24 protein-coding genes are annotated in these 23,778 nt (G+C 63.8%); 3 read left to right on the top strand and 21 right to left on the bottom strand.

The window, feature by feature from the left end:
- Positions 1 to 46 precede the first annotated feature (46 nt).
- The 21 genes from glpB to GXP39_18610 form a co-directional block, all read right to left on the bottom strand.
- Complete coding sequence (gene glpB / locus GXP39_18510; protein ID NOZ30027.1) at positions 47 to 1,297, bottom strand: glycerol-3-phosphate dehydrogenase subunit GlpB; 1,251 nt, start codon at positions 1,295 to 1,297, stop codon at positions 47 to 49.
- Complete coding sequence (locus GXP39_18515; GenBank protein NOZ30028.1) at positions 1,298 to 1,699, bottom strand: hypothetical protein; 402 nt, start codon at positions 1,697 to 1,699, stop codon at positions 1,298 to 1,300.
- Positions 1,696 to 3,282 (bottom strand): anaerobic glycerol-3-phosphate dehydrogenase subunit A, encoded by a 1,587-nt coding sequence (gene glpA, locus GXP39_18520; protein NOZ30029.1) that lies wholly within the window; start codon positions 3,280 to 3,282, stop codon positions 1,696 to 1,698. Before glpA ends, GXP39_18515 begins: the two co-directional genes overlap by 4 nt.
- 304 nt (positions 3,283 to 3,586) lie before the next feature.
- Positions 3,587 to 4,198, bottom strand: coding sequence for a glycerol-3-phosphate acyltransferase (locus GXP39_18525; GenBank protein NOZ30030.1), 612 nt, complete (start codon positions 4,196 to 4,198; stop codon positions 3,587 to 3,589).
- Between the two features lie 321 nt (positions 4,199 to 4,519).
- On the bottom strand, positions 4,520 to 5,482 hold the full coding sequence (locus GXP39_18530) for a hypothetical protein (GenBank protein ID NOZ30031.1): 963 nt from the start codon (positions 5,480 to 5,482) through the stop codon (positions 4,520 to 4,522).
- On the bottom strand, positions 5,472 to 6,353 hold the full coding sequence (locus GXP39_18535; protein ID NOZ30032.1) for a homocysteine S-methyltransferase family protein: 882 nt from the start codon (positions 6,351 to 6,353) through the stop codon (positions 5,472 to 5,474). Before GXP39_18535 ends, GXP39_18530 begins: the two co-directional genes overlap by 11 nt.
- Positions 6,354 to 6,398: 45 nt before the next feature.
- Complete coding sequence (locus GXP39_18540) at positions 6,399 to 7,136, bottom strand: amino acid ABC transporter ATP-binding protein (GenBank protein ID NOZ30033.1); 738 nt, start codon at positions 7,134 to 7,136, stop codon at positions 6,399 to 6,401.
- Entirely contained in the window at positions 7,126 to 7,953 is an 828-nt protein-coding gene (locus GXP39_18545) for an amino acid ABC transporter permease (GenBank protein ID NOZ30034.1), read from the bottom strand. Before GXP39_18545 ends, GXP39_18540 begins: the two co-directional genes overlap by 11 nt.
- A 120-nt stretch (positions 7,954 to 8,073) precedes the next feature.
- Positions 8,074 to 8,877, bottom strand: a complete 804-nt coding sequence (locus GXP39_18550; GenBank protein ID NOZ30035.1) for a basic amino acid ABC transporter substrate-binding protein — start codon at positions 8,875 to 8,877, stop codon at positions 8,074 to 8,076.
- A 178-nt stretch (positions 8,878 to 9,055) separates the two neighbouring features.
- The gene (locus GXP39_18555) at positions 9,056 to 9,955 is read right to left on the bottom strand and encodes an MBL fold metallo-hydrolase (protein NOZ30036.1); all 900 of its coding nucleotides are present in this window, start codon (positions 9,953 to 9,955) and stop codon (positions 9,056 to 9,058) included.
- Positions 9,956 to 9,996: 41 nt separating this feature from the next.
- A complete protein-coding gene (locus tag GXP39_18560) occupies positions 9,997 to 10,704 on the bottom strand; it encodes an ABC transporter ATP-binding protein (protein NOZ30037.1) in 708 nt (235 codons plus the stop codon).
- A 21-nt stretch (positions 10,705 to 10,725) separates the two neighbouring features.
- Entirely contained in the window at positions 10,726 to 11,532 is an 807-nt protein-coding gene (locus GXP39_18565) for an ABC transporter ATP-binding protein (GenBank protein NOZ30038.1), read from the bottom strand.
- Position 11,533: 1 nt separating this feature from the next.
- Positions 11,534 to 13,216, bottom strand: a complete 1,683-nt coding sequence (locus GXP39_18570; GenBank protein ID NOZ30039.1) for a leucine/isoleucine/valine transporter permease subunit — start codon at positions 13,214 to 13,216, stop codon at positions 11,534 to 11,536.
- 28 nt (positions 13,217 to 13,244) lie between these two features.
- Positions 13,245 to 14,306, bottom strand: coding sequence for a branched-chain amino acid ABC transporter permease (locus tag GXP39_18575; GenBank protein ID NOZ30040.1), 1,062 nt, complete (start codon positions 14,304 to 14,306; stop codon positions 13,245 to 13,247).
- Positions 14,307 to 14,410: 104 nt separating this feature from the next.
- Complete coding sequence (locus tag GXP39_18580) at positions 14,411 to 15,646, bottom strand: branched-chain amino acid ABC transporter substrate-binding protein (protein ID NOZ30041.1); 1,236 nt, start codon at positions 15,644 to 15,646, stop codon at positions 14,411 to 14,413.
- Between the two features lie 369 nt (positions 15,647 to 16,015).
- Positions 16,016 to 16,618 (bottom strand): ribosomal protein S18-alanine N-acetyltransferase, encoded by a 603-nt coding sequence (rimI, locus tag GXP39_18585; GenBank protein NOZ30042.1) that lies wholly within the window; start codon positions 16,616 to 16,618, stop codon positions 16,016 to 16,018.
- Positions 16,615 to 17,316: a tRNA (adenosine(37)-N6)-threonylcarbamoyltransferase complex dimerization subunit type 1 TsaB gene (gene tsaB / locus GXP39_18590; protein NOZ30043.1), complete on the bottom strand. Its 702-nt coding sequence runs from the start codon at positions 17,314 to 17,316 to the stop codon at positions 16,615 to 16,617. The genes rimI and tsaB overlap by 4 nt, the downstream gene beginning before the upstream one ends.
- Positions 17,309 to 17,848: a tRNA (adenosine(37)-N6)-threonylcarbamoyltransferase complex ATPase subunit type 1 TsaE gene (tsaE, locus tag GXP39_18595; GenBank protein NOZ30044.1), complete on the bottom strand. Its 540-nt coding sequence runs from the start codon at positions 17,846 to 17,848 to the stop codon at positions 17,309 to 17,311. Before tsaE ends, tsaB begins: the two co-directional genes overlap by 8 nt.
- Positions 17,849 to 17,947: 99 nt before the next feature.
- Complete coding sequence (locus GXP39_18600) at positions 17,948 to 18,364, bottom strand: CBS domain-containing protein (GenBank protein ID NOZ30045.1); 417 nt, start codon at positions 18,362 to 18,364, stop codon at positions 17,948 to 17,950.
- A gap of 303 nt (positions 18,365 to 18,667) precedes the next feature.
- On the bottom strand, positions 18,668 to 19,165 hold the full coding sequence (locus tag GXP39_18605; GenBank protein ID NOZ30046.1) for a CBS domain-containing protein: 498 nt from the start codon (positions 19,163 to 19,165) through the stop codon (positions 18,668 to 18,670).
- A 373-nt stretch (positions 19,166 to 19,538) separates the two neighbouring features.
- The gene (locus GXP39_18610; GenBank protein ID NOZ30047.1) at positions 19,539 to 19,745 is read right to left on the bottom strand and encodes a hypothetical protein; all 207 of its coding nucleotides are present in this window, start codon (positions 19,743 to 19,745) and stop codon (positions 19,539 to 19,541) included.
- 377 nt (positions 19,746 to 20,122) lie between these two features.
- Here GXP39_18610 and corA point away from each other — a divergent pair, with 377 nt between their 5' ends.
- The 3 genes from corA to GXP39_18625 are packed head-to-tail and all read left to right on the top strand — an operon-like array spanning position 20,123 to position 23,646.
- Entirely contained in the window at positions 20,123 to 21,037 is a 915-nt protein-coding gene (gene corA, locus GXP39_18615; GenBank protein NOZ30048.1) for a magnesium/cobalt transporter CorA, read from the top strand.
- Positions 21,034 to 22,233, top strand: coding sequence for a ribonuclease D (locus tag GXP39_18620; protein ID NOZ30049.1), 1,200 nt, complete (start codon positions 21,034 to 21,036; stop codon positions 22,231 to 22,233). Before corA ends, GXP39_18620 begins: the two co-directional genes overlap by 4 nt.
- 9 nt (positions 22,234 to 22,242) lie before the next feature.
- Entirely contained in the window at positions 22,243 to 23,646 is a 1,404-nt protein-coding gene (locus tag GXP39_18625) for an MBL fold metallo-hydrolase (protein NOZ30050.1), read from the top strand.
- Positions 23,647 to 23,778 lie beyond the last annotated feature (132 nt).

Consider the following 23,778-nt stretch of genomic DNA (forward strand, 5'->3'; position numbering starts at 1 on the left):
AGACACGGCGCCGCCGTGCCTTCCCCCAACGGTCTGTACGGATCGGCTACCCCAATATGGCCCGCGCGGCCGCGTAGCCGGTGGCGATAGGAACGCCATCGCCGATGCCCGCCCGGGGATCCGCGCCGCCCGCCAGCAAAGCTCCCGCCACATGCACGTTCTCCAACACCGGCCGCCCTCGCTCGTCGATCGGCTGCATCCGCTCGTTCACCGCCACCCCCGCCGCCAGAATGGGATGCGGGCCATACGGGTGCGGGGCACTCCACGCCTCCGGATCGGGCACGTTGCGCAGGGGCAGACCGAGGATGGGCTCCTCGACGGCACCTGTATGATCCGTGACGAGCCCGTGCCCGTAGATGCCTCCGGTGGCCAACACGAAATGGTCGGCGGCAAAGCGCACGGGCCGCGTCGTCGATTGCACGTACACCGCGTGGACCCGTCCCCCCTGCCTCTCCGCGCTCACCACGGGAAAGCCGACCTGCCAGCGCCCCCCGGCCTGTCGGAAGAGCTGACGCCAGGCCTCGAACAACCGGAGCCCCGGCGCCGACGGCGGCAACGTGGGGATCTCGAAGATGGGACGATCGATCTCGGCGCTCACCTCGCGCCAGGCGTCCCGATCGCGCAGGCCGAGCACGGCCGGGAACCCCACCCGTTTGGCGTCACCCAGGAGGGGTTTCAGCGCCCGCAACACCTGGGCCCGGAAATCCGGATCATCGAACGCCCGGGCCAGCTCCACGGGGGTGATGTTGTCCCGCCCCCGCAGAGCGGGCACGTCCAGATAGGCGCCGCGGGCCTCCAGCCCGTATACGCGGGAGAGGTTCGCCGCCGCGTACTGGGGATAGAAATCGCGCAGCTCCCGGAATCCCACCAACAACATCGGCTCCGAGCGGCGCACGTCCCCCTCGACCATGGATGCCGGCGCCAGGCAGGTTGGGCGCGCCGCCCCCGCGGCCGTGGGCAGCTGCCAGTTCGCATCCAGGCCGCCCTCGTAGGGCCATCCCGCCCGATCGGTCTCCCGGCGGAAGTAGTCTAAGGCCTCGGCCAACAGCCCCATTCCCACACGCGCGTAGGGATGCTCCGGATAGCCCGACATGAAGGCGGGCAGCGCCTCCCCAGGCGAGGATACGTCCTCACCACCGGCCCTTCCCAGCACATCCACACACCCCGAGCTCAGGTGCGTGCACCCCGCTCCACGGGCCAGAAGCAACACCCGTTTCCCCGCCTGCGCCAGGGCAGTGGCGGAGACCAATCCGGCCAATCCGGCGCCGATCACGATCACATCGTATGTCATGCCCACCTACATCTCCGGGACCAAAGGCGGGAGTCGATTCCAGCCCAGCATGCCCAGGATGAGGACCGCCAACAGCACGATCCCCATGAGGATATGATCCATAGCCATGCCCTGCTCGCCCGCGCGCAGATGCGGCACCACCCGCACGGTCGATTCCACAATACATCCGATGCCGGCCAAGGCGATGGTCAGGCCGAACGCCCAATGGGTCTGCATCACCAACCCGATTCCCAGGATCACCATCGCAATCGCGCCGGCGATCGCCACAAGGGGACGGTCACTTCGAGGGATACGAGGCCGAGAGAAGGCCCGAGCCCATCTCTGCACCGAGCGCAGATGTCGCAGGTTCAGGCCGCTCCATATGAGCAATCCCACGAAGGCCCCAAGCCCTGCCTGCAAAGCGGTCATTCGCCCTCCCTCTGATCAGACCCGGGGAGCCGATCGACCGCCAGCAATCCCTCGAAGATCCATCGATCCAGATAAGCCTGGCGGAGCTGATCTCCCCAGAGCACGGGACGCATCCCCTTCCACCGCTCGGCCAGGAAGGATGTAAGCGCCCGGTTGGCCTGCTCCACAGGCGTATCCAGGGCCTCGTGGAGCAACGCGGCGGTCCGATAGACGCAGAAACCGCCCTGACACGGCCCCATACCCACGCGCAGCCCTCGCCGAACGTCGTCCAGATCGCGCGTCCCGGTCTCTCGCACGAACGACTCGATCTGGTCCCGGTGGACCAACTCGCATTCGCAGATGAGCTGTCCACGTCGCCCCCCTCGCTCACGCTCCTCCAGACGCCGCCCCAACGCGTGGTAGCGGCCATCTTCAGAGCCAGGGACGGGCTCCTCGGCGGTACGACAGGGCCGCTGCGTTCCCAACCGGCGGCACACGAGGTCCACCGTGTGCTCCGCCATCAGGCGATAGGTGGTGAACTTGCCGCCGACAACGGAGACGAAGCCTGCGACGCCATCACGCTCCTCGTGGTCCAGCACGACATAGCCGCGAGTCACGGCCCGCAGGTCCTGCTCCTCGCGTTCGTCCGCCTGAGGACGCTCCTCGTAGAGGGGGCGCACCCCCGCCCAGGCGCGCAGCGCCCTCGTCTGCGAGAAGCCTGGGACCAGCTTCTCGCCCTCTTCCAACAGCTTCTCGACCTCCCACCGCTCGATGGGATAGCGATCCGGATCATCCACGGGAACCGAGGTGGTCCCGATGATGGCCACCGTGTGCACGGGGACCAGGATATCGCCATCGCTGGGAGGATGACAGCGGTTCAGGATGGTGTTGACGAACCGATGGTTCATGGCCACCAGCGTGCCCTTGGCCGGGCGCATGAGCACCTCGATGCCCGCCATGGCCGCGATCTGTCCGGCCCACGCCCCGGCCGCGTTGACCACGCAATCGGCGTGAACGACGATCTCCTCCCCCTTGCGCTCATCGTATATCCGGGCGCCCACAACGCGGTCGCCCTGGCGCAAGAGGTCCAACACGCGATGATAGGTCCAGACCTTCGCCCCGTACGCCCGGGCCGAGGCCGCGTTGGCCGCCACCGCCTCAAAGGAATCACAGGCGGCGTCCGGCACGCGAAACGCCCGGCTGATCCTCGGGTTCAGAAGCGGCTCCTCCCGCAGCGCCTGCGCCGGGCCGACCTCCTCGATGGGGATCCCGCACTCCCAGCAGGCGGCCACCCACTGGTCGGCGTAGTCGGGGTCATCCCAGGGGGTCACCACAAAGAGCCCGTCCAGATCCTCCAGGCAATGGGGGATCACCTGACGCAAGATGAGGTTCTCGGTGATGCACTCACGGGCGGAGACCGGGTCCCGTACGGCATAGCGGGCGCCGGAGTGCAGCAGGCCGTGATAACGACCGGTGGTGCCGTTCGCCAGGTCGGCCTTTTCGACCAGGATGGCCCGGAAGCCGCGCATGGCCAGGTCACGCACCACGCCGGTGCCGGTGGCGCCGCCGCCGATGACCAGAACCTCCGTATCCTCTCGTCTCACACCCATCCAGTCCTCGATCTCCGCCTGAGCGGCAGGGGGGATGCACAGCTGCCGCCATTATACCACGTGGATGGTCGCCGTTCAACTAAGAATTCGTACATGTTTACCCACCCTTTCAACGGGCTCCGGCGGCCCAGACCATTGCCGTGATCATCCGGGAGGGGCCTCTCGCTCCGTCCCCCCGGGGATGGATCGACGGCGGCGCAGCGTTCCCGTCCACGCTTCGGTGCGGCGCTGCCCCGACCCTGATCCACACGCGAAAAGGGCCCGCCTCCTGGGCGGGCCCTTTTCGGCGATCACCGGTTTACCACAACGTGATGCGTCGTTCGTTTCCGTGGATCAGCCGCTGAATATTCGGGAGGAGCGCCACCACGATGGCGGCTGCCGTGATGGAAGCGAAGATCGGATGGGCGATCGACGCCGTCTGAGGCGCCGCGATCAGCAGGATCGTGACCACCACCAGCCCCCCGATCCCAACCGTCAGCGTCCCCACGGACGCGAACCGACTGAGATACAGCGTGAGCACGGCCAACGGAGCCGTGATCAGTCCCGCAATCGGGTTCAACGCCAACAACGCCGAGATCGCCGTCATGCCGCCGGCGCCGCCGCGCAGCCGCAGGAACAAACTCCAGTTGTGCCCTACCACCGCCATACTACCCGCCAGCGCGGCGCCGTACTCCCCTGAGTTCAGCACATATCGCGCCAAACACACAGCTGCAATGCCCTTCAATGCATCTCCTAATACCGTCAAAATCGCCGGTCCCAGTCCCAGGGCGCGCCATACGTTCGTCCCGCCCGTTCGACCGCTCCCGTGCTGGCGGATATCAATGCCATGGGCACGCCCCACAAGATATCCTACCGGGATCGATCCCAACAGGTAACCCAGGACCGCCGCGATTACAACCCGCAACCACATTCCTTCGGACCTCCTATCCTTGAAATCCCGACCAGGCCTTTACGCCTGACTTCTCTACTCGAGCGGACAAGCTCCTATCCGCCTCATCCGAAACAACAACTACGCAAGAGCTTTACCCAACGATTCGCTCCACCCCCTTCCCAAGCAAGGTGGTAGAGAAACCAGATAAAACCTGAACAACGAACCCCTCACGGCAGGCCCACGCATCGGCGAGTCGAGAACGAACGCTCCACCCACCGTCGGATTGTCCAGCTTTTAGCTGATTTCCCTACGTGCTTTCACGCCTGGCGTGATGAGATACGAGCCCTCCCCCCGTGCCAGCTATATATAACCCCGTTCCGCCCGCAAGGGTACGCCCAATCGCCTGGAAGTGCCCTCCACCGCGGCCCAGATGGCATCCAACCGCTCCACCTCCCGCAGGTCCATCTCCTCGGTCAACCCATTACGAGTGCCCAGAATGGCGGGGATGCCGGCGGGGCCGGAGTGCCAGGCGCGCAGATGTTCCACCAGCCAGACCTCCACATCAGGCAGGGAGAGGAGGGTCGCATCCACCCCGCCCCACAGGCAGAAGTGTCGCCCCACCACGGAGCGCAGGTCCGACAGGCTCCCCCGGTCCCCTTCGCAGAAGCCCTGCAACCCATCCACCTCCGCGGCCACCACATCCTCGAAGACGGGGGAGAGCGCCCCCGGGGCCCGGAGGAAGAAGAGCAACCCCTGCTGGTGGACCACATGCGCGAGCAATGTCAGGAACGGGAAATACACCTGTCGCAGCCGCTCCGGAGGCCACCGCAGCCCGCTGCGCCCGGCCAGCGGATCGCTGATCATCAGGGCATCGGCGCCCGCGTCCGCGATCTGACGAGCCAGATGCTGCAGGTCCAACACGCACTCGGCGAAGAGGGAGGAGATCTGCGAGGAGGCCTGGGCCATATGCTCGCGCGTGGCGGTCGTCCCCCAAACCCGCATGGCCCGGATCAAAAGGCCAGAGGCCAGTGCCACGACGAAGAGATCGGTCTCAGACCGCCACTGCCGTATCCAGAAGAGGGCATCATCCGAGGACTGGTCGATGAAGGAGACCGTGACCACATCATGTCCCAGCCGCTCGATGACGGCGCGTCGGGCGGCCCACGGTACCGGTTGATCCTGATGAAGCCCCACCAGCTCACGCACCAGGCGATCGGACACGACGATCTCGCCGATAGGGGTACGATCTACCGGGTATCCGGCCAACAGGTCATGCACCCGGTCGCGCCGTCTGACGGGTGACAAGCGAGATTCAACTTTCACGGAGCACCTGAGAGATCGCACGAATATGGTCCGGCGTGGTGCCACAACACCCGCCGATCACCTTGAACCCTTCGGCCGCCCACTGCCGCGCATAGGCGGCCAGCGCCTCCGGCGTCATATCATAGACCGGCTGCCCTCCTTCCATACGCGGCAGCCCCGCGTTGGGCTTGACGATCGTAGGGATCTCCGGTGCCACGGAGCGCATCGCACGCGCGGCAGCGGCGGTCTCCTCGACCTCACGCCCGCAATTGGCCCCCATGGCCGTTACCCCCAGCGACTTGAGCAATTCGGCGGCCTCCTCCGGGCGGACTCCCATCATCGTACGCCCGCCGCTGTCGAAGCTCATGGTGGCGAAGATGGGCACGTCCGGCGCGGCGCGGCGAACGCCCTCCACGGCCGCGCGCATCTCCTCCAGATCGCTCATGGTCTCGATCTGAAAGAGATCTACTCCCACCTCCGCCAACGCGGCCGCCTGCCGATGGAAGACCTCCACGGCCTCCTCGAAGGAGAACGTCCCCAGCGGGGCCATCATCTCCCCGGTGGGGCCGATATCCCCCGCGACGAACGCCCGATCGCCGGCCGCCTGCCTGGCCAGCTCCGCAGCGCGACGATTGATCTCGTCGGCATGGGCGTCAAGTCCCCCCCTGGACAGACGCGGCAACGTGCCCCCAAACGTGCACGTCAGGATGATCTCCGCCCCAGCGTCCAAATAGGCCTTGTGTAGCTTCGTGATCTCCTCCGGCCGCTCCCACACCCAACGCTCCGGCGGGGTCCCCACGGGCAATCCCGCCCGCTGAAGCATGGTCCCCGTCGCACCATCCGCGATGATCACCTCAGGGGCGCGTAGGCGCTCCAACAACCGATCCGACATGAAACGACTCCTCGATGATTTGTCCGTGTGATGCCACCGGCTTGATCAGTGTAAGATCTTGCTCAGGAAAAGCTTCGTGCGCTCATGACGAGGATTGGAGAACAGCTCCTCGGGCGTGGCCTCCTCGATGATCTGCCCCTCGTCCATGAAGACCATACGATTCCCCGCGTTGCGGGCAAACCCCATCTCATGGCTGACCACCACCATCGTCATGCCCTCACGCGCCAGATCCAACATGACGTCCAACACTTCTTTGATCATCTCCGGGTCCAGCGCGCTGGTCGGCTCGTCGAAGAGCATGATCTTGGGCTGCATGGCCAGCGCCCGGGCGATGGCGACCCGCTGCTGCTGGCCGCCGGAGAGCTGGCTGGGATATGCATCGGCCTTCTCCGGGATGCCTACCTTGGCCAGCAGGTCGTGGGCAATGCGCTCCGCCTCCTCCCGGGAGCGCCGACGCACCACCCGCTGGGCCAACACGATGTTCTCCAGCGCGGTCAGGTGTGGGAACAGGTTGAACGACTGGAACACCATCCCCACCTCGGCCCGCACCGCGTTGATATCCGTGTGCCGATCCGTCAGGGAGATGCCGTCGATGATGACCTCCCCGGATGTGGGCGTCTCCAGATGGTTGATGCAACGCAACAGGGTGGATTTGCCCGATCCGCTGGGGCCGACGACGACCACGACCTCGCCGCGAGAGACGTCCAGATTCACCCCGCGCAACGCGTGCACATGGCCGAACCGCTTATGCAAGTTCCGAATCTGGATGATGCTATCGCGCATCGATGCTCCACCTCCTCTCGATCCACCGCACCAGCAGGGAGAGCATCAGCGTCATCGCCAGGTACAAAAGGGCAACGGAGTTGTACCCCTCGAACGCGCGAAACGTGCGCGAGATGTAGAGTCGCCCCATCTGCAACAGATCCGGGATCGCCAGCACGGCCACCAGGGACGAGTCCTTGAGCATGGCGATGAAATCGTTGCCCAAAGGGGGCAGGATCACCCGGATCGCCTGAGGCAACACCACGTAGCGCATGGCCTGCATGTAGGTCATGCCCAAAGAGCGGGCCGCCTCCATCTGTCCGCGGTGAATGGACTCGATGCCGGCGCGATACACCTCCGCCAGGTATGCGCCGTAGCCGATGGCCAGGCCCAGGATCGCCTCCTGGATATCGCTCAGCGTGATGGCCCCGCCGGTGGAATCGCGCAGTCGTGGAGAGATGACGAACCCCGCATAGAGCAAGATGACGAGCATGGGGATGCCCCGGATGATTTCGACATATAACGTGGAGACGGCGTACAGCACGGGGTTGCGGGACACCCGCATGAGCCCGGCGACCAGCCCAATGATCAGCGCCAACCCGTAAGCCGTAAAGGTCGCCTGCAACGTGACGCGCAGCCCCGGGATGATGAACTGAAAGACGTCACGATACTGCGGGGAGGTGAGCACACCGATGGTCACGTACAGCCCGACCACCACGACGATCAAGACCCACCAGGGGAAGGTGGACACGTCGAACTTGGTCCACACCCCGCCCCGCGACGCGTCCTCGGCCAGGCCGCCCGTCGGCTGAGTCAGATCACCCGTTCCCGATTCCATCAACTCACTCCTCCCACAAGATGAGCCAACATCAGCACGGCCATCCGACCATACCCGTAGGGGATGGACGGACGGCCGTGCACTTCCTACCCACCTCTCAGCGCTCTGCGCCGGACGGTATCAGCTGCCGAACCACTTCTCGTAGATCTTGTCGTACGTGCCATCCGCCTTGATTTCCTTCAACGCCTTGTTCAAGGCGTCTCGGATCTCCGGCTTGTTCTTGTTGACGGCGATCCCATAGAACTCATCGGTGAAGGGCTCACCCACCAGCTTGGCATTGAGCTCCGGGTTCGCCTTGATGATCTCCGCCGAGGTGGGCGTGTCGTTGACCACGGCATCCACATCCCCGTTGGCCAACGCCTGGAAGGCGATGGTGATCTCCTCGTAGCGCTTGACCTCGGCTCCCTCGATCTTGGAGGCCTCGATATCCCCGGTCGTCCCCAACTGGACACCGATCCGCTTCCCCTTCAGATCCTCAACGCTCTTGATCTCATCATTGGTCGCCAGCACGGCGATGCTCTGGCCCGCGTTGAAGTAAGGATCGGTGAAGTCGACGATCTGGGCGCGCTCCTCCGTGATCGTCACCGCGGAGCAGACGACATCGAATTCCCCGGAGGCCAGCGCGGCGAAGATCCCATCCCACTTCGTGTTGATGAGCTCGTAGTCGAACCCGGCCCGCTTCGCCAGCGCATCGATCAGATCCACGTCGAAGCCGACGATGTTCCCGGACTCGTCCACGAACTCAAAGGGCGGATACTCGGCGTTCATGCCGACCTTAATCTTGACCTTGGCCGTTTCCCCCGCGGGCGCCGCCTCAGACTCCGCCGGCGCCACAGGCGTCGCCGGCGGGGCGCAGGCGGTCACCACCAACGCCAAGATCAGTGCCACGATGATCCAGCTGAATCGATGAAAAGTACGCATCATCCCTCACTCCTCCTGAGAGAAATATTCGGGCTCATCCACGGGGCGTGTATCGCCGGTAGAGGTCCAGCATGCTGAACCCCGCGAAACTGCGCATCTCCGGGAGATGAGCCAATATTCAGAGCCTGAGCACTAGCAGGCTCCATCCGGCCACCAACCATCCAAACCCCAGGGGCCTTCCTCACGCCCCCTGGAGCTGCCACACGGCTCGGTTCGCTACGACGGTCACCGCCGCCTCACCGGCGGACTGCAGGACGCTCAAACACGCCCGGATGGTGGTCAACGACAGATAATAGATCGCCGGGGCGGTGATGGAGATCCCCATAGCTCGTGCCACGGAGGCGAGGACCTCCGTCGCCTCCGCGGGCGTCTCCAGGGCCGCCCGCACCAGATCCAGGATCCGCTGAATGCGCTGGAGGTTCGCCTCCACCACGGGCGCGATCTCCTGAAGGGCCGCGCCATGCCCGGGCACAAACCAGGCAAACCTCTCCGCCAGGGAGGCCAGCCGCTCCAAACTCTCCCGGGCCTGCCCCACATGCACATAAAAGGGGATGCCGTACTTCTCCAGCACCTCCGGTTGAAAGAAGGCATCCCCGGCGAAACAAACGTCCCGCCAGGCGACCATCATCTGATTCTGGGCGTGCCCGGGGGCGGGAATCGCCTCCACAACGAACCCGGCGATCTCCTGCTCTCCAGGCTCCAGCCGGCCGTCCACGGCACATCCCGGCGCCAGGATAAACTTGTGGCGCAACTCCGCCGGCGGGTAGGCCCCCGAGAACAGGTAGTACCCCTCCAGCTCCGGATGTTCGACGATGGCCGCCTCGAAATCCGGCGCGTACACGGCCGCCCCGGTCCGGCGCTTGACCTCGGCGGCGCCCCCAAAGTGGTCCGCGTGGGCATGCGTGATCACCACCGCCTCGATGTCCACCCCCAGCTGTCGGGCAGCCCGGGCGATGCGACGGCCCGCGTCCCGATCGAGCCCGGCGTCGACGACCAGCGCCCGCCCGTCCTGGACCACCAGGCCGACGTTGGTGCCGCCTCTCAACTGGTAGACCGCGTCGGTTAGCTGGATCCGCTCCATGCGCCGGGCTCCGCTCAAGAGGCGCCGCGCCAGGGGACGGGTTAGTGTCCGCCCAGGTACGCCTCAATCACCTGCGGATTGTGGAGGAGATCGTCTGCCGGCCCCTCCAGGACGATGCTGCCGGTCTCCAGGACATAGCCGCGATGCGCGATGGAGAGCGCCAACCGGGCGTTCTGCTCCACCAACAGGATGCTGGTCCCCTGCTGGTTGATCTCCTGAATCACGCTGAAGATCTCCTCGACCAGCAACGGGGCCAACCCCATGGACGGCTCGTCCAACAACAGGACCCTCGGGCGAGCCATCAACGCCCGGCCGATCGCCAGCATCTGCTGCTCGCCACCGCTCAGCGTGCCCCCGATCTGACGCCGCCGCTCCCGCAGGCGAGGGAAGATCTGAAACACTCGCTCCATATCCTCCCGGATACCATCCGAATCCTTGCGGGTGTACGCGCCCATCTCCAGGTTCTCCTGGACCGTCAACCGGCTGAAGATCTTGCGGCCCTCCGGCGCCTGCGAGATCCCCTTCTTCACGATCTCATGCGGCGGGAGGTGATCGATGCGCTCCCCCTGCAACCAAACCTCTCCCTCACGAGGCTGCAGGATGCCGGAGATGGTGTTCAACGTGGTCGTCTTCCCCGCCCCGTTGCTGCCGATCAACGTCACGATCTCGCCGCGGTTGACCTTCAGGGAGACCCCACGGAGTGCCTGGATGTTCCCGTAGTATGTGTGAATGCCCTTGACCTCGAGCATGCTTTCGGCTGCGCTCATGGCTTACACCTGAACCTGTGAAGATGTCGCCTGCGATAGCGCGTTGGCTGCGCCACGTCCCAGGTACGCCTCGATGACGCGAGGATCCCTCTGGATCTCCTCCGGCTGCCCTTCCGCGATCTTGACGCCGTAGTCCAGCACCGTCACCCGATCCGACACGCCCATCACCATGCGCATGTCGTGCTCGATGAGCAGGATGGTCAACCCCCGCTCATCGCGCAGCCGACGGATAAAGTGGCGCAGTTCGTCCGTCTCCCGCGGGTTCATGCCGGCCGTGGGCTCGTCCAGGAGCAACAGCTTCGGATCGGACGCCAGCGCACGGGCGATCTCCAACCGCCGCTGGTCGCCATAGGGCAGATTCCTGGCCAGCATATCGCCCTTGCCCCGCAGCCCGACGAAGTCCAACAACTCCAATCCCTTGCGAAGGGCCTCCTGCTCCTCCTCCATGGTGCGCCGATCGCGCAGGATGGCGCCCAACACGCCGCTATGAAGCCGGGTATGCTGCCCCACCAGCACGTTCTCGATGGCCGTCATGCTGCCGAAAAGGCGGATATTCTGATAGGTGCGGGCGATCCCCAGCGCGGTGATCTGATCCGGAGCCAACCCGACCAGGGAGGTGCCATTGAACAGGATGGTCCCCTCCTCCGGACGGTAGAAGCCGGTGATGCAGTTGAAGAAGGTCGTCTTCCCGGCGCCATTGGGGCCGATGAGGCTGGCGATCATCTGCGGCTCGATCTCGAAGTCGAGCTCGCTGACGGCAGTGAGCCCGCCGAACCGTTTCGTGACTCTGCGCGCTGTCAGCAAGGCCATGCTATGTCTCGCCTCCCGCTATTTCCAGTCCATCCTCGCGAAGCTCCAGGCGGCGCCTGGCCGCGGGCCAGAAGCCCTCGGGGCGCACCAGCATCATGATCACCAACAACGCCCCGTACATCAACAGGCGATACTCCGCGAACTCACGCAGCACCTCCGGCAGGCCCACCAGGATCAGCGCGCCCACGATGACGCCGGGGATGCTCGCCATCCCGCCCACGATGATCAAGCTCAACACGTTGATGGAGATGAGGAGGTTGAAGCTGTGCGGGAAGATGGAGCTGAGCTTGGTGGCGAAGATGGCCCCGCTCATGGCCGAGAAGGTGGCGCCGATGGCGAACGCCAGCAGCTTGTACTTGATCAGGTTGATGCCCATCGCCTGGGCCACATCCTCGTCCTCACGCATGGCGATCCAGGCGCGCCCCACCCGGGAGTCGCTTAACCGCCAGGAGACGAAGATGGCCACCAAACACCCGAGCAGGATCAGGTAGTAGAGCTGCTGCGAGGTGATAAGCTGAATGCCTGCAATGCTGGGCTTGGGAATTTGTAGGATCCCCTGGGCACCCCCGATGTACGGCTTCAGAAGGTCAGAGTTGGCCAGCACGCGGATGATCTCGCCGAATCCTAGGGTGACGATGGCCAGGTAGTCGCCGCGCATGCGCAGCACGGGGATGCCCAACAGCACCCCCGCCAGGGCACCCACCACCATGGCGACAGGCCAGGCCACCCAGAAGGAGAGCCCCCACCCCAGTGAGGAGGCAGGCGAGGTCAGCAGCCCGGTGACGTACGCCCCGATGGCGAAGAAGGCCACGTATCCCAGATCCAGCAGCCCTGCAAAGCCCACCACGATGTTCAACCCCAGCCCCATCAGGATGAACAGGCCCACGTTATCGATCACGTCCGTCCAATAGAGCTGGAAGAGATCGGGGATGAACAGCAGAAAGGCCAGCAGGGCGATGAAGGTCAATAGCCGCACGGAACGTCTCTGCCGCGGGGGCAGACTGCTCACTCGCTGGTTGACCCGGCTCCGCGCGATGGGCCACAGAACGGATAGCGAGGCCAAAAGCACGAAGCTGATCAACGCGCCGGCAGGCGTCAGCCCCTTCCGGGCGAATAGGAACCGGATGAACCCTCGCGGGAACCCCAGGCTCTTGAACAGGACGGCGATCAACTCGTGCAGCACGCTGATCACGAGCACGCCGGCCACCCCGGTCAGCAACGGCCGCCGCACACGCTCCGGCACCATCTTCAAGAGCCCACCCAACAGGCCGACGATCGCGCCGGCGGCCAACAGGAGCACCACGCCCACACCGGTGGATTGGCCAAACGTCAGCAGCCGCATCAACGCCGGGGTGGCGTTCACCAGCACGGAGCGCAGGTTCACGGCGGTTCCGAGGACCACCAGGATCCCTAGCAGGACCGCCGTGACCAACCCGGCGATGGCGCCGCTGACACCCCCGAGCAAATAGCGACGTTCCGCCTTATATCGAGCGGCGGCGCTATATCCGGCTCCCCCCATGACCAGCCACAACACCGTGTAGCTCATGGAGACGACGCCGTCGATCACCTCCCGCTCGCTGAACACCTCGATGATGCCCACCAGCGTCAGGAACAAGGCAACGCCGCCGAAAATAAGCCCCGTCCTCAAGCTGGGCCGCAAAACGGAGCGACGGAAATCGGTCATCTTACTCCCTAGCTCTCACAGATTTGATTTACGCCTTCTTCTCCGTCAGCACCTCGCCGAGGAGTCCCGTAGGTCGGAAGATGAGGACCAACACCAGCATGGAGAAGGCGATGACGTCCTTCAACTGATTGGGGCTGGGAACGCCCAACCCGGTGAAGAACAGGGGTGGGCCGATGGACTCGAAGATACCCAGGAACAGCCCCCCGAACATCGCCCCGGGGATGTTGCCGATCCCCCCCAGCACGGCGGCGGTAAAGGCCTTGATCCCCGGGATGAACCCCATCGTATGGATCACCTGCTTGTTATACAGGGCGAAGAGCACGCCGCCTGCGCCCGCCAGAGCGCCGCCCACGATGAAGGTGTTCACGATCACGCGATCCACATCGATCCCCATCAAAGCGGCGGCATCCTTGTCCTCCGCCACCGCGCGCATGGCTTTCCCCATCTTGGTCCGCTGCACCAGCCAGTACAGCCCCGCCATCATCAGCACGGCACACACGAAGACGATCACATGAATGCGCAACACCATCACCCCGCCGATCTGCCAGCTGCCCTTCAGGATCTCCACATCGGGGTATACCTTAATGCCCGTGCCGAAGAGCCCACGAAAGCTGTACTGAAGGAACAGAGAGGCGCCGATGGCTGTGATGAGGGGAACCAGACGGGGGGCACGTCGCAGCGGCCGATACGCGATGCGCTCCAGCGCGACGGCCATACTGATGGAGACGCTCATGGCGACCAGGAAGATGATGGCCAACGCCAGAATCGGATTGCTATCCAGAAATCCCGACTCGTCGAAGGCCCGCGCCACGAAATAACCGATATACGCTCCGCCCATGAAGATCTCCCCATGGGCGAAATTGATCATGAACAGGATACCGTAAACCAACGTGTAACCGAGGGCGATGAGGGCATAGACGGCGCCCTGCGCAAGCCCGAAGATGAGAAATGAGACCCAGTCACTCGAGGTATAAAGCCCCTCACGCAACGTGGCGATTGTACCCCACAGGGCGATTCCACCGATCAGGAATCCGATGCCCCAGATGATCAAATCGGTGGCTGAGACCCGCCATACCCGGATCCGTTGCATCTATCCTCCTCAGACAGATGGTCAGTAAGGGATGAGGCAAGGGCATCACACCCTTACCTCATCCCAATCACGTGCACTATCGGCTAAAGCGGGATGTGGGCCCGTCAGTCGGACACCACCACCCACTTGCCATTTTCTACCTTGGAGATCGCGACGGAGCCGACGCCACAGTCGCCGTTCTCATCGCACGACAGCGTGCCGGTCAGCCCCTGGTACCCCTTCGTGTTGGCGATGGCGTCACGCAGCGCCTTGCGGCCGATGTGCAGATTGCCCTCCGGGTCCACCTTGGCGACCTGCTCGATGGCGTTCAGGATCAACATGGTGGCGTCATAGGCGTGTGCATGGAACGGGGCGATGGGATCCTCGCCATAGGCCTCCTTATAGGCCTTCAGGAAGTCCTCCATGCCAGGGCCGGCCTCGCCCGGATTGGCCGCGCTGGCGTAGACGCCCTCAGCAGCATCCCCGGCGGCCTCGATGAAGGCATCCGCCCGGATCCCGTCCGCGCCCATGAAGTAGACGTCCTCCATGCCCACGTCGGCGCGCTGCACCGCCAGATAGGCGCCCTCTGCGACGAAGCCACTCCAGTAGATGAGGTCGGGATCCTCCGCCTTGATCCGGGTCAGGACGGGGCGCATATCGGTGTCACCCACATTGACGGCCTCGCGGGCGACGATCTGACCACCCAGCGCCTCAAACGCCTTGGCGAACTCCTGGCCCAACTGCTCCGCATAAGGGCTGCCATCATGGATGGTCGCCACCTTGCGGACGCCCAGGACATCGTACGCGAACTTGGCCGCGGCCGGCCCCTGGATCTTGTCATTCCAGGCCGTCCGGAAGAAGATGGGCTTGTGGGTCGCGGGGTCCGTCAGGCTGGGGGCCGTGCAAGAGGGAGACACCATGCTGTAGTGATTCTGGTCATAGATGTCAGCAGCCGGGATACAGGAGCTGGAGCACATGTGCCCCACAACAGCGACGATCTCCGGATCTGCCACCAGCTTGTTGGCCACCGTCTGGCCGCCCTCGGCATTGCACTGCCCATCCTCGACCTGGAGCTCGATGGGGAAGCCCAACACCTCTCCCTTGTCCTTGACGGCCAGCTCCGCGCCGCGCTTCTCATCGAGGCCCAGGACGTCGATGCCGGCGCCGGATAGGCCAGCCACGAACCCGAGGCGCAGGGGCTCACCAGCGGGGATCACGACGACGCCCCACTCATCCTCATAGGTGAACTCCTCCGCCGGAGCAGCCTCCTCCTTGGGCGGTGGCGCGGCCGGCGCCGCACATGCCGACACGATGAGTGCCAACAAAGCGACGATGCTGATGAGTAGATAACGGGACCGCATTTCGCATCTCCTCCTTTCATTGTGTAAAAATGGATGAGCCATTGTGACGCAAAGAGAGTTCCCTGGCGGCAATCTTGGGATCCAGGAGGGCTTCTACACCTTCCGATAAGAAAACACCCCCCGATCGCGGAGCAAAAGAGAACGTCGCCGCGTCTTCGCATGCGAACAGGGGGTATCCACTTCTAAGTCCCAGAGCAAGGGGTCGCGATGAGACATCAATCGTTGGGGTAACTGGCTGCTGATTATACGGCAATCCTGTGCCTTTGTCAACTATGCCGCGATTCTTTACCCTATGTCAAGTTATTGTGACTATAAAATGGAGAGAAGAGAAGAGGAATCGATGCGCCCTTCACGGCACAAGAGGCCGGACTATCCCCTGGCCCTCCGCGCCAGCTCCCGGCCCCAGGTACGCAATCGCTCCGCCACGATCTCCCTGCGCCGCTTCAAAAGGGCCTGCATCTCGGCCAGGGATAGCGAGGGCGTCGTCATGATCAGGGCATCCTCGCCGGAGTCCCGATAGTATCGGGGACGGATCCCCACCTGGCGAAAGCCCGTGCGCTGGTAGAGTCGCTGCGCCGTCTCATTCCCCGCCCGCACCTCCAATGTGGCCACATCCGCCCCCACCTTCTTAGCCAGGTCCAGTAGGTGCAGAAGCAACCATTCCCCCAAGCCGCGGCCCCGATAGTCGGGATGGACGGCGATGGTGCAGATGTGCGCTTCGTCATGCAATAGCCAAAACCCGCCGTATCCCAACAAGGGGGGCAGCCGAGCATCCCGCAGGAGCGCGAGCACCGGGCGAAGGGCCAGATAGTATCCGTAGGGGTTGCGGGCCAGCTCATAGCGATACGCGCTCTCCGGCCAGGGGAGAGGGAAGCTCACACGCTCGATCTCCATGAGATGGTCCAGGTCGTCCAGGCGCAGCGACGTAACGACCACGGGAAGGGCGGATTCGATTCCCTTCGATCCGTTCATGGAGCCTTTCCAGGCGGCGGCTCGTGCAGGTAAATGGGGCTCAGCGCGGCCGGGTCGTCCACATCCCCGGCCTGGTAACGCGCCCAGCCCAGCTCGGCCAGGATGCCCGCTCGCCGCAAGCGCATGGCCGGAGGCGCCAGCCGGAATCGATCGCCTAACAGGTCCTGCAGCAGCGCCGCATTTCGGGGCAACAGCTCCCCGCTGAACAGCGTCGGACCCTCGATCTCCCTCGCGACGGCCTCCACCTCGCTCAAGCGATATCCCGAGACAGGTCCCCACCCGTCCGGACCATGCCGATATAGCGCCCAGCACAAGCGCCCACGCCCGGCCTGGATCACGGCACACACCGGCAGGGGCTGCCATCGATGAGGGTACGCGACGACATCCAGGGTCGGGATCCCCAACAGCGCCGCCTCGGTGGCCAGGGTGAGTCCCTTAGCGAAGCTGAGCGCAACGCGAAGGCCGGTGAAGGACCCCGGCCCCAACGCCACCGCCACGCCTGCCACCAGGGAAGGCTTCACGCCAGCCTGCCGGAGCAGCGCATCCACGTTGGGGGCCAGCTCAACGGTGTGCCGCCGATTGGAGTGCCAGCTATGCTCGGCGATCACGCGCCAGCCATCATACAAAGCGATGCTGGCCAGGTCCGTCGCCGTGTCCAGAGCCAGCAAAAGGGAAGCCGCAGGGACACTCTCAGCCATGTTCACGTCCTTGGGAACGATGCCATTCCTGCCTCAGGGCACGGATCAGGGAGACATACCGCTGGCCCCGCCCCGTGACCTCCAGCCGACGCTCGCGAGGGTCCAGCCAGATCAACTTCACCTCCAGGCGCTCTGGAGGCAGCAACGCCAGAAGCCGATCCGCCCACTCGATCACGCAGACGCCATCGCCATACAGGACCTCCTCCAGGCCGATCTCCACCGCCTCGGCAGCGGCATCCGTCAGGCGATAACAGTCGACGTGATAGAGAGGCGGCGCCGAGGGATACTCGTTCATGAGGATGAAGGTGGGGCTGGTCACCGGCTGGGTGATCCCCAACCCGCGGGCGAGGCCCTGCACCAGCGTCGTCTTGCCAGCGCCGAGGTCACCCATCAGGGCGATCACATCACCCGGCTGCACCAGGGTCGCCAACAGCGCGCCGAACGCGGCCGTGTCCCCCGGAGCCCAGCTCACCAGGTTCCATGTCTCCAGCTCTCGCGCGTCATGCCCGCTACCACCCACCACACCGTCCATGGGCAGCATTATACTTCGAAGCCACAAGGCGCACAATTGATGACCGATCTGAGGAACGTCCTCTCGTTTTCTCTCATGCGAGGGTTCGCAAAGCGAGGATCAATTCGAGGGGGAGAGATCCGACCCGGTTCGCCACTGTTGCACAACCAACTTAAAGATATCCGACTCGGTGATCATGCCGATCACCTGACCGCCGTCCACCACCGGCAAACCGCCGATCTTGTGTTCCAACATGAGATTCGCTACTTTCCACAGAGGGGTGTCCGGCGTCACCGTGACCACGTTCGCGCTCATCACGTCCGAGACGGTCAGCCACTGCTCCTGCGCCTCCGGCGCGTATGGGTTCTGGGTGGCGCTGGCGCTCATCCCCTCCCGGATATCGCCATAACTGACGATACCGACCAAACGCCCTTTCGCATCGATGACCGGCAGCCGGCGCACCCCCTTCGCCTCCATCAGCGCCTCCGCCTCGGCCAACGAGGCGTCGGGATCGATAACGATGGGTGGGCAACTCATCAGGTCTCGCACCAACGTATTCTGCATAGCAGACAGCCTCCCCAGGCTCCGGGTATCGCTATTCTAACACAAAGCACGCCTCGCCTCAATCGTCCTCTTCAGCGGGTCGGGACCCCGATCAGATACCCTCAGCGACAAGATCGTGAGTCCGAAAGGAGGGGGAAATGTGAGAAGCCCGTGAGAGGATCCACTCTCGCTGGCCCGCGCCGCGCGGCCCTCGCGCGAATACGATACCGACCGGTGAACCCGAACGCAAATCGCCGTCGCGAATGACCTCCCGATTGAGGATCAGGTCGCGTTCGCTCAGGTGACGACCGTTTCTTCCTCTTCCAGGAGATCCAGGAGAAAGTTTAAGAGGTCCGTCTGCGTCACGATCCCCACCAACCGGCCCTCTTCCACCACGGGGAGCCCGCTGATCTTGTGGTCCCGCATCAGACGAGCCGCCTCGGCGATGGGGCTATCCGGGGCGATGGTGATGGGATCAGGAGTCATGTAATCGCCCACAGCGATGTGCTGGAGGATGTAGTTGTTATACCAACGCTCACGGACGATCGAGGGAGCATTGGAGGCGAGGCGCAGATCCCGGGCGGTGACGATCCCCACCAAGCGGCCGTTTTCCACGACGGGCAAGCGGCGGAAGCCGCCCGCCCGCATCAGGGAGATCGCGGTGTCGATCGCATTGTTAGGAGCCACCGTCACCGGATTGGGAGTCATGATATCCGCAACACATTTGCGCTGCTTCTTATCACCCTTGCGGCCGGCATCATCAGAAATATGGTGATCTCGGTTCCCCACGCTCATGTTCACCTACTTGGCGTTCGGCATCCACCGCCTGGGACAAGGAAAGGCGGATAGGCCAGGGACCGATAGCCCAGCCGCCCCACACCGTTTCCCACGGTCCTTGCTTACGGAACCATATTAGTGAGCACTTCGCTTTTTTCATATGATGCCGGTCATAAATATTCCCTCAGGCCTCCCTCCCATGGGCTCACGCGGCGCCTGACCGGGATCATCGAGGGCCACGCACGCGAGAGAAACACCCGCCAGGTCCTCCCCGGCCGTGTCCCCCGCACACCGTCACGCGCACACATCGTGCCGTCCCCCCCGCAAAATAGCAGAAATCCCCACCCGTGTGGATGAGGATTTCGCGGCCGGTCTCAACCCGTTGATGGCGCTATCGCGTCTCATCCCATCGCCAGAGGCTGATAAAGGCCAAGCCGGTGGACAGCAGCCCCGTTACATTGAAAACGAGGTCCGCATTGTACCCGCCCCGCCATGCCAGCGCTGCCAGCAGTGTTGAGACCACGATGCCGGTGACGACGCTGATGATCACCACGCAGACGAAACGCGTGATCTGCGCCGTCAGCTGTAGGCCCCACATCGTCCCTCCTCCTAAGCTCGCTTGACGGCTCAGCTACGTTCTTAGGAATTAGGAATTTGGCAGATATGCCCCACTCCGTTGCATAGTTTAATTTATTAGACGGCCTTTCGTCAACCCGCATTAGCTTACAGTTCGCTTACGGGGCATGACAGGCAAAACCACACGCCGCCACACAAGATGTCACATCCCGTTTCACTGTCCGCAATTGGGGATCAAGATGCCGCCGAGACGAGAGGCAGCCCCGTCCGACATCATATAACACGGCCGAAGCCCCTGCACGCCGGCAGAACGTTTGACATCTTCATCGACCAGCGGCATAATGACATCATGTTTGACCACCACTCGATCTCGATCACCTAACGCGGGAGGTGCCTGGCGTGACGATCGCGACCGTTACACACGGCCAGGTCACCTGGGTAGACATTCGACATCCGACGGAGGAAGATGTTCAGTATCTACGCGCCCACTACTCCTTCCATCCCCTCGATCTGGAAGACTGCCTGAGCCGGGTTGAACATCCAAAGATCGACGAATACGAGGATTACCTTTTCCTCGTCATGCATTTTCCCTTATTCGACCGCCAGCGCCAGGTCACGCGTCCCAGCGAGGTCGATTTCTTCATCGGGGCGAATTACCTCATCACCATTCACGACGGCGTCCTGAAGCCGCTGATCCAGCTCTTCGACCGATGCCAGGAGGATGAGGAAGTCCGCCAACGCTATATGGGCAAGGGCGCCGGCCATCTGCTCTACTCGATCCTGGACATCCTGGTCGACTCCCTCTTCCCTATGCTGAACAAGATCGGCGGTCACCTGCGCCAGATCGAAGAGGATATGTTCACCGAGAACGTGCGAGAGATCGTACAGCGCATCTCCTTTGTGCGACGGGACATCATCGCCATGCGCCGTGTGATCCGGCCCCAACTGTCCGTGGTCGTCGCGCTGGAGAAAGGGGAGCGTCCGTTCCTACAGGAGGACCTGGAGGTATACTGGGGCGACGTCGCCGACGCCTTCCGGAGGGCCTGGGACATCCTGGAGAACTATAGCGAGGTCATCGAGGGCCTGGCGGACACATCGGATTCCGTCACCTCATACCGGATCAACGAGGTCATGCGGACGCTCACGGTGATCTCCGTCATCATGCTCCCGCTGACGCTCCTCTCCGGCATCTACGGGATGAACGTCATCCTGCCGCTCGCCACTTATCCCTGGGCGTTCTTCCTCATCCTGGGGATGATGGCAGCAACCGCCCTGGTCATGTTGTGGGTCTTCCGGCGGAGGGGTTGGCTGTGAGCTCTCGACACGGCCATCGCAGCGACACACGGGCCTCCTCCCCTCACGTTTCCCATGAGCTACCACCCCCCAAATTGGTCCGGACCGCCACAGAGCTGGCCGAGATGCTCGACCGGCTGCAGGCAGAGCCGATCGTGGCCGTGGACACCGAGGCGGATAGCCTGTTCGCCTACCATTATAAGGTATGCCTGATCCAGTTCTCCATCCCGGACGTCGACTACCTGGTCGATCCGCTGGCCCTGGAGGATCTCCGCCCCCTGGAGACGCTATTCGCGGATCCGCACATCGAGAAGGTGTTCCACGCGGCTGATAACGACATCCTGATGCTCAAACGGGATTACGGGTTCCACTTCCATCACCTCTTCGACACCATGATCGCCGCCCGCATTCTGGGCTGGCCGCGCGTGGGCCTGGCTGCCCTCCTGGAGGACCATCTGGGCGTGCATCTGGACAAACGCATGCAACGCACCAACTGGGGCAAGCGTCCGCTGAGCCCGGAGCAGCTGGCCTACGCCCGCCTGGACACCCATTATCTGCTCCCCCTGCGCGATCTCCTCTATCGGGAATTGGTGGCCCGGGGCCGCTGGGAGGAGGCACAGGATGCGTTCGCCGCCCTGCCACACATCGAGTACACGGAGAAGCCGTTCGACCCGGACGGCTTCTGGCGGATCGGCGGCGCGCGGGATCTCACCGGCCACCAGTTGGCGGTCCTGCGAGAGCTCTACCTCTGGAGAGAGGAGTGCGCCCGCCGGATGGACCGTCCTCCCTTCAAGGTCCTGACGGATCGCACCCTGGTGATGCTCGCGGAGCGACAACCGACCACGCTAAAGGCCCTGAGCCGTCTCCCGGGTGTCGCCGCCGTGCTCCGGAATCGCTGCGGCGGGGCGCTCCTATCCGCCATCCGACGCGGGCAGCGGGCGCCTACTCCCACTCCTCCCCCGCGCACGTCCAACGGGAACGCCCGCCCGGACGCGATCACGATGGCCCGATATGAGGCGCTGCGCTCCTGGCGCACCCAAAAGGCCGCTCAGCGGGGCGTGGACCCCGACATGGTCCTGACCAACGGAGTTCTGCTTCGCCTCGCCCGGGAGAACCCGCACTCCCTCAAAGAGATGGAGCAACTTGGCCTGCTGAGCCCGTGGAAGCTCCACACCTACGGAGAAGAGATCCTAGATGTGCTATCGCGATACTCGTGAGGTGATCCCGTGAGATTGACCTTTCTCGGGGCAGCGCGCACCGTAACCGGATCCATGCATCTGCTAGAGGTCAACGGGGCGCGCATCCTGTTGGACTGTGGGCTATTCCAGGGACGTCGTGCGGAGACATACGAGCGCAACCTGAACTTCCCCTTCAAACCGTCCGAGATCGACGTCCTGATCCTCTCCCACGCCCATATCGACCACTCCGGCAATATCCCCAACCTGGTCAAGCAGGGGTTCCGGGGCAACATCTGGACCACGCCGGCCACGCGGGATCTGTGTGCGGCTATGTTGCAGGACAGCGGCCATATCCAGGAGAAGGATGTGGAGTACGTCAACAAGCGGCGCGCACGACGAGGACTGCCGCCGGTGGAGCCGCTGTACACCCGGGAGGATGCCACCAAGGCGCTGCCCTACTTCATCAGCCTGAGCTACAACCGACCGTTCTTGGTCGCGCCCGGCGTTCAGGCGACCTTCCTCGACGCCGGACACATCCTGGGCTCCGCCATGGTCCTGCTGGAGATCACGGAGAACGGGAAGTCACGTCGCCTGCTCTTCTCCGGCGACGTCGGACGCAAGGGACTGGACATCCTGCGAGACCCCACCCCGGCGCCCCCGGCCGATTACATCATCATGGAAAGCACCTATGGGGGCCGCCACCACGAGAGTCGCGCCGAGGCGCGAGCGACCCTGCGGCGGGTCATCAACGACGCCTTCCAACGACGCGGCAAGGTGATCATCCCCGCCTTCGCCGTGGGACGCACACAGGAGATCGTATACGAGCTCCACCAATTGACGGTGGAGCAGAAGATCCCCTCGCTTCCTATCTATGTGGACAGCCCGCTGGCGGTCAACGTGACGGAGATCTTCCGTCTACACCCCGAATGCTACGATGAGGAGACGCGAACCTTCCTGACCGAGTACCAGCGGAAGGATCCCTTCGGCTTCTACCGGCTTCGCTATATTCGCGACGTCGAGCAATCCAAGGCATTGAACTTCCTGCGAGACTCCGCCGTGATCATCAGCGCTTCGGGGATGTGCGAATCCGGGCGCATCCTGCACCATCTGAAGAACAACATCGAAAGCCCCAACAACACGGTGCTGTTCGTGGGATTCCAGGCGGAGCATACCCTGGGACGCCGCCTGATCGACGGATGGAAGAAGGTCCGCATCTTCGGGGAGGAATACGACGTGCGCGCTCGCATCGAGAGGATCGATGGGTACAGCGCGCACGCGGACCAGGACGAGCTGATCGATTGGGTGCGCCCCGCCCTTCAGCAGGGCTCACCGCGCATCTTCCTGGTACACGGCGAGCTGGAAGCCGCACAGTCCCTCGCCTACGCCCTGCATCAGGAAGGCGCACAGGAGATCGAGATCCCCGAGAAGGGGGAGCGCTTCTCCCTGCCGTAAGTCATATCCCGGAGGCCCTCTCCGGAAAGAGGAAAGCCCCGGCTCAGCCGCCGACGGCGCACGACGATCCACTATCGGGGACCGCGGAGAATTCCCTCCTCCCTCTGGGGTCTCCATGTCTCGCGTTTCCAC

The organism is Chloroflexota bacterium, from assembly GCA_013152435.1.
GTDB lineage: Bacteria > Chloroflexota > Anaerolineae > DUEN01 > DUEN01 > DUEN01.